A 6,431-nucleotide genomic window follows, 5' to 3' on the forward strand; every position below is an offset into this window, starting at 1 on the left:
TTCCCTAAAAATAAAGGAAGTTTTTCCGTTTATATTATCCAAATCTTTGGATTTTTTCTTATTTAGAGCAGTTAATCGGAATATCTCCGCTTATATCTGCTTCTTAAGCCTCCACAATATACATTAGCCGGAAATTCTCCGCCTATGAATTCTTATACCTACACGAAAATCAACAATGATGAATAACAGAGCCTTGATTTTAAGGACATTGTTTAAATATCTTAAACACGATAAATTTTTGGGGTTTATATGGGTTTAAAGAAATATAAAAGCATGGTGAATTCCTTTGCGAATTACCATGCTTTTCCGTAAGTTATTTAACCTGTTTCTTCACTTTTTGTACTTCAAAAGAGAACCCGTTACTAGAATTTGCCCGGTCTTTTTTGTTATTTTATCCTCTTTTACGGAATGAAAGTACAAGTGCCACGGCGGAAATCGCGATGGCTGCGATTGGCAGGGCATTGTTTGACTTGGACTTTTCTGCTGTTGTATTTGTGTCTTTCTTCTCGGCTGCAGGCTGTGTATCGTGATGGTCTGTTGTCGTTGCTGTAACAATATCGGTAATGGAATGGGGTGAATCAGAGCTTTCATCTCCTGTCCATTCTACCACACTTCCGTCTTTATAATATTGGAAGGCATCCCATGCGGCTTTGCTTGCAGTATCAGGGTTTTTAGCCACAAATACAAAGGACTGAAATTGCCCCGGTAGAATTCCGTCACCTGTTGTTTCAAATGTGAAGGTTTTTACCTTACCGCTTGAATCCTTTTCAGTTGTATACTTCCAGCCCGGTACCGGTTGATAGGACTCCACTTCTAATCCTTTCGGAACCTTTACTGTAACCTTTGTTGTGGCAACCTCTTTCTCCACTGGAACTTTTAACGTATAGGTTTCCCATGCCCCTGTGGATGAAGTTTTCGGAACAACGGTTACATGTGCACTAGCGATACTAGCAAAGAAAAACAAACTCACTAATGCCGGAACGAATACTCTTGTGACCTTCCCAATCATTTTTTTCATTTTAAATTCTCCTCGTATTTTTATTTACTCGCTTCCAACAAAACATTGGAAATCGGTATCCATGGTATCCAATGACTTGGTTAGGACGTGCAGGTGCACCTTCCAATTCCCTGCCATATTGAAGCTCATGCCTTTCAAGACGTACTTTCCTTCTGCATTTTTCTTTAAGGTAACCGTATTACTACCCATATCCATGTCTAGTGATGTAAACGTTAGGGTAACTTGATCAATCCCATTTATTTGCTGTCCCTTTTTATCCTTGATCGTAACCTCAAATAAATTCTCTCCAATTACATTCGGGGTAACCCTTAATGTAAGCTTATTCCCCTGTTCAATTGTTTTCGTATCCTGAAAAGGCCCTGGAGAGGACATCGCAGTCGGCAAATTGGTGAGCAGAACAGAAAGGATTAAAATAACCACACCAATCAGCAATTCACTCCAAATGGTACCGGAAAGTCCTTTTTCCTTTCTCTTTCTCCCTTTCAAAAAGTTAATTGCGGCTAAAAGTAACATAAAAATAAGGAAAATAACTTTTCCGACTAACACCTTGCCATAATCCGTATGGGTGAGTGAATACAGATTCGGGATGTAAGAAAGACTGCCAAATACACCTGTAAAAGCTAAAAGTACTACAAGGAATAATCCCCATTTGTAAAATTTCCGGATGATAGTTAAATAAACATCCTTTGTTTCGGATTTTTTAACCATAGGCAGCAGTACAACCATTGCTATTAGGCTTCCAATCCAGACAGATGCAGCCAGTAAATGCAAGAAATCAATGGAAACAGAAAGAAATTTATTGGTTGTAGAGGCAGCGTGACTTGTTAACGATTTAGTTAACAATAGACCAATCCCCAGAACAAAACATACCCAATCAAGCCTATCATTTTTGACTTTCTTTCTTCCTAATAAAAGGGTAGGAATCGCAAGAACAACAAGCATGACCACCTGAACAAGCCACATGGCTCCAAACTGCGTATTCAAAATCAAATCCTGGAAGGTAGATAATCGAAATACATCCATCCATCCACTGCTTGTTAAAATTGTAGCCTGAAGCGGCAGGCTTAATAGGATACTAAATAATAAAAATATAAAGGAAAACTTCACTGTCTTGATTAATGGCTTTTTAACTGACAACTCTTCAGCAGATTCTTTCGATATGACAACTAAAATAAAAAAGAGTACACCTATATAGCCTGCATTGCTGATATATTGCAGCCAGCGAATCACAATTAAATCCAGTGTGGGAGTGTATCCTTTTGTAGAAGTATGGATGACAGTTGAATTTTGACCCGAACCGCTCTCACCAATTTGAAACGGAATCACACCTTGAACAGGATGACCATCATTCGAGACAACCTTCCATTGAATTCGATACGTTCCATTTGGAAGATTTTTCTCTAAGCCGCTCTCAAGTATCGAGGGTTGCTTTGGATCAATTCTGCCATTTTTTAAATCCACGCGTTTGCCATTTGAGTCAAACACTTGAACGGAGTTAAACTCTGGCTGGATCGTTTCATCGAATTGAATCATTACTTTTGTCGGTGGTTTTTCTAAAATTTCATTTTCTACAGGTGTTGATTTTTTAATATAAGCATGTGCAGAAGAAATAGATGGAAATAAACAAATAAAAAGAATAAGCACCAGCAAAAATAGGCTACCTTTCTTTTTTACATTCAATGTCCCACCCCCCTCCTTTTTAATTCCACAGCTACTTATGACAGGAACAGCCATGTTCACCATTCATTCTCTTTTGAATATTCACAACCGCCTCCTGGAATCTTAAGATGTTTCCACCAAAACCTTTTTGAAATTGCTCGGCATGTTTTAGCGACTCAAAAGTTAATACCTGCGGCTGGCAGCAATTCAAGTTAAAATCAGCATCCATTAGGTAATAAGCCATCTTGGCACTCACCGTTGAATGATTCAGAAAATCGCGGCAGATAATTTGAGATACATCTTTTTCAATATCCTTATATCGAAGTAATCCACAATGTGGGCAGCATAGCTGCTCCACCCGTAAATCATTCAAAATGATCTGGACAGGGTGACGATTATTCGATTCTTTTAAACAATATGTACAAGCGTTCAAGAAATCATTCATGATTGGCGTTAGGGATATCCCGCCCGAGGTTTTAATTATTTTCTTTTCTTCAAGCAATGGTTTGATATCGCGATAAACCGTCATTTCTGATACATTTAGGCGTTTGCTGATATCGGAAACCGATAATGCACCCTCTTGATTCAACCACGTTACAATTTGTTTTCTCCGTTCAACTGGTAACATTTATATCCACATCCCTAAGAATACCTTCCAATACTCATCTTAATTGACCTAAGCTTGATTAACAATATAACTATATGAACAATTTGTGAATAAATGTTGAACAATCACATTTTCAAACAGAAACACAACATAATTTAACACCCTATACAAAAAAGAAGACCGCTTTTAAATGTGCGGTCCTCTGTTTCAAATTAAAACGCTTTAGCATTTTTCATATTCCAATAATATTCACCGAAAACATCTGCAAAGGCATCGATTGCATTATGGAGTTCTGCCATATTGTTATCGACACCTCCAACCTCTAGCAGTATTGCCCGTGGTGAAAGGTCTTGATTGTAAACCCCATTTCCTTCGCTACGACCTTTTGAAACAACACCTCGACTTAACCCTGGATATTTCTTTTCTAGTGCATTATGAAGCTTTTTAGCCAATATATTATTTTGTTCAAAGTTGGGATTAGCCTGCCCGACGATAAAAACTAATCTAGCATAGCTCTTCCCATTTATTGTCGTAGTTGTTTTTTGCCTTCCTAATGAATCACGGTGAATATCAATCATAAAATTTAGATTTTGATTATCCGCCATTGCCTCTTGAACGACACTTCTTGAATATTTATAGGCCGAGTAATAATCCAACCCTCTTTTGTGAAGCTCTTGCGTAGCATTGATGGTGCTATTGTCACTGCCAATCCCCTTTGCAGCCAAATCCTTAACCAAGTAATCACCAACACCGACAACATTTACGCGGTTATTTGAACTAACAGCTTCATCCGGGTTTGTAACTCCCTTTAATAGTGGCAGATAGGATTCCCAGCTATGTGTATGATAGATAAACACTACTTGTTTTCCATTTGTGGTTTGACTTGGAGGAGGTGTGTTGTTATTTTCTTTTGAATCATTATCATTCAATTGGTTTTGGGCAATTTCTCGTTCTTTTAATAAAACTTCCATAGGCGGTGCGGATTCTATTGGCAATGTAGTTAAATCTGTTCCTTGACCGGCAATTTCAATTTTTGTATTAAATTCTGCAAAACCCGGTAATTCTCTTTCAAAAAAGCTTCGAATGTCACTAATTTTTATATTAGTTGCAATTTGAAATCCAACCTTTGTTAATGGAATATCTTTAATATCCTTACGATTCTGGATATAATATTTGTTTTCACTTCCGAAAAAATACAAATACAGTTTATTTAAATCAGATGTTTCTAGTACCTCTCCAACCGAATCCGAAGACATTTTTAACGAAAAAATCGTTGTCATCCCAGCAATTAGGATAAAAATGATGATAACCGATAGGACCGCACCATTAATGCGGATAAATAAACTAAAAGGCTTATTTTTTTTCATCGCTTTGTACCTCCCTCTATCAAAATGGTATGCAAACGAAATGATAGATAGAAGTAACTTTCTAAAAAATGCTAGGGAAAAAAGTAGAATAAAACAAAGAAGCCCTTTTCGTAGAGAAAGGGGCTTCAAACATTTTAAATGGTTATGGTTAGGGAATGAACTACGAAATTTTCTTTAATTCTTCGGTTAGCTTAAGGAATTTTTCTTTATTTCTTTCCATTAAGGAGTGATCGATTTCCTCCCGGATTTTTGCTTTGCGAAATTCGAGCAAGGCATTGTTTAACACCATTTCAGCCATTTTTGAATCCATATCCTCATTCGGTTGTTGTGGTGAATTAAGTAATTTCTTTTCCATTGGAAATCAACTCCTTTAGTTTTTTTTTATTATACAAGTAATTTTCTAAAAATTCAAATATTTTATTTTAAAAATTTTTGGTAATTTTTTTTTAATGTGTAATAAGCTTTTATTTGGGAAAATTATAGCCATCCATTTTTAATAAGAGTTGGAGGCGGATTAAATGGAACAGGCTGTGTTAACCGGGCATCAGCAAGTAAATAACATCAATATTTATTATGAATTCTATCCAAAATCAACAACGGACAAAACGGTTATTTTATTGCATGGCTTTCTTTCATCCACTTTTACTTTTCGCCATTTAATTCCTTTATTAAAGCAGGATTATCAAGTTTTATCCGTTGACCTTCCCCCTTTTGGGAAAAGTGATAAGTCCAGTCGTTATGTGTACTCCTATAAAAATCTCGCTCAAACGGTGATTAAACTTACGGAGCTTTTTGGAATAAAAAAGATGACATTGCTAGGTCACTCCATGGGCGGCCAAATTGTGCTTAATATCCTGCATATGATGCCGGAGCTTGCTGACAAAGCCATTCTTCTTTGCAGTTCTGCTTACTTAAAACGATCTGGATTACCGCTGATTCTTACCAGTTACATTCCCTATTTCCATCTATTTGTGAAATATTGGATGGCCCGAACCGGTGTGAAGAAAAACCTACAGGATTCTCTCTATAATCATTCATTAATTAATGAGGATATGATAAATGGCTACTTGCAGCCATTTTTACAGGATAATATCTTTGTGGCTCTTACGAAAATGATTCGCCATCGCGAGGGAGATCTCCCAGTGGAGGTGCTTAAACAAATTCAGACACCTTGTTTATTGATATGGGGCGAACATGACCGCTCCATGCCGCTTCATGTGGGAGAACGATTAAATAAGGATTTAGCTAACTCAGAGCTGATCGTTTTAAAAGAAACCGGACATGCTGTTCCGGAAGAACGCCCGGAGGAAGTATACCATCAAATCAAGAGGTTTTTGGCGGCTGTCTAATTTCGAAAGACTTATGAGAACACACTGATAGACATTTTCCACGTTTCCCTACCGAGTTTTGTCCTTCATCGGCTTTATGAAGGACATTTTACTCGTTCCCCTGCTAAGTTTTGTCCTTCATCGGCTTTATGAAGGATATTTTGATCGTTTTCCTGCTGAGTTTTGTCCTTCATCAGCTTTATGAAGGACATTTTGATCGTTTCCCTGCTGAGTTTTGTCCTTCATCGGCTTCATGAAGGACATTTTGATCGTTTTCCTGCTAAGTTTTGTCCTTCATCGGCTTCATGAAGGACATTTTGATCGTTTTCCTGCTAAGTTTTGTCCTTCATCGGCTTCATGAAGGACATTTTGCTCGTTTTCCTACTAAGTTTTGTCCTTCATCGGCTTTATGAAGGACATTTTGCTCGTTTTCCTACTAAGTTTTGTCCTTC

6 protein-coding genes are annotated in these 6,431 nt (G+C 37.4%); 1 reads left to right on the top strand and 5 read right to left on the bottom strand.

The features are described 5' to 3' along the window. Window positions 1-391 precede the first annotated feature (391 nt). From J2Y67_RS23840 to J2Y67_RS23860, 5 genes are all read right to left on the bottom strand, one after another. The gene (locus J2Y67_RS23840) at window positions 392-1,009 is read right to left on the bottom strand and encodes a YcnI family copper-binding membrane protein (protein ID WP_310177989.1); all 618 of its coding nucleotides are present in this window, start codon (window positions 1,007-1,009) and stop codon (window positions 392-394) included. A 33-nt stretch (window positions 1,010-1,042) separates the two neighbouring features. After that, window positions 1,043-2,698, bottom strand: a complete 1,656-nt coding sequence (locus J2Y67_RS23845; RefSeq protein WP_310177977.1) for a copper resistance protein CopC — start codon at window positions 2,696-2,698, stop codon at window positions 1,043-1,045. A 31-nt stretch (window positions 2,699-2,729) separates the two neighbouring features. Further along, a complete protein-coding gene (locus tag J2Y67_RS23850) occupies window positions 2,730-3,305 on the bottom strand; it encodes a DeoR family transcriptional regulator (protein WP_310177979.1) in 576 nt (191 codons plus the stop codon). 191 nt (window positions 3,306-3,496) lie between these two features. Next, on the bottom strand, window positions 3,497-4,651 hold the full coding sequence (spoIIP, locus tag J2Y67_RS23855) for a stage II sporulation protein P (protein ID WP_310177981.1): 1,155 nt from the start codon (window positions 4,649-4,651) through the stop codon (window positions 3,497-3,499). Window positions 4,652-4,811: 160 nt separating this feature from the next. Further along, window positions 4,812-5,006 (bottom strand): IDEAL domain-containing protein, encoded by a 195-nt coding sequence (locus tag J2Y67_RS23860; RefSeq protein ID WP_310177984.1) that lies wholly within the window; start codon window positions 5,004-5,006, stop codon window positions 4,812-4,814. Window positions 5,007-5,169: 163 nt separating this feature from the next. Here J2Y67_RS23860 and J2Y67_RS23865 point away from each other — a divergent pair, with 163 nt between their 5' ends. Beyond that, window positions 5,170-6,000, top strand: a complete 831-nt coding sequence (locus J2Y67_RS23865) for an alpha/beta fold hydrolase (protein ID WP_310177986.1) — start codon at window positions 5,170-5,172, stop codon at window positions 5,998-6,000. Window positions 6,001-6,431 lie beyond the last annotated feature (431 nt).

The organism is Neobacillus niacini, assembly GCF_031456445.1.
Lineage (GTDB): Bacteria > Bacillota > Bacilli > Bacillales > Cytobacillaceae > Neobacillus > Neobacillus niacini_I.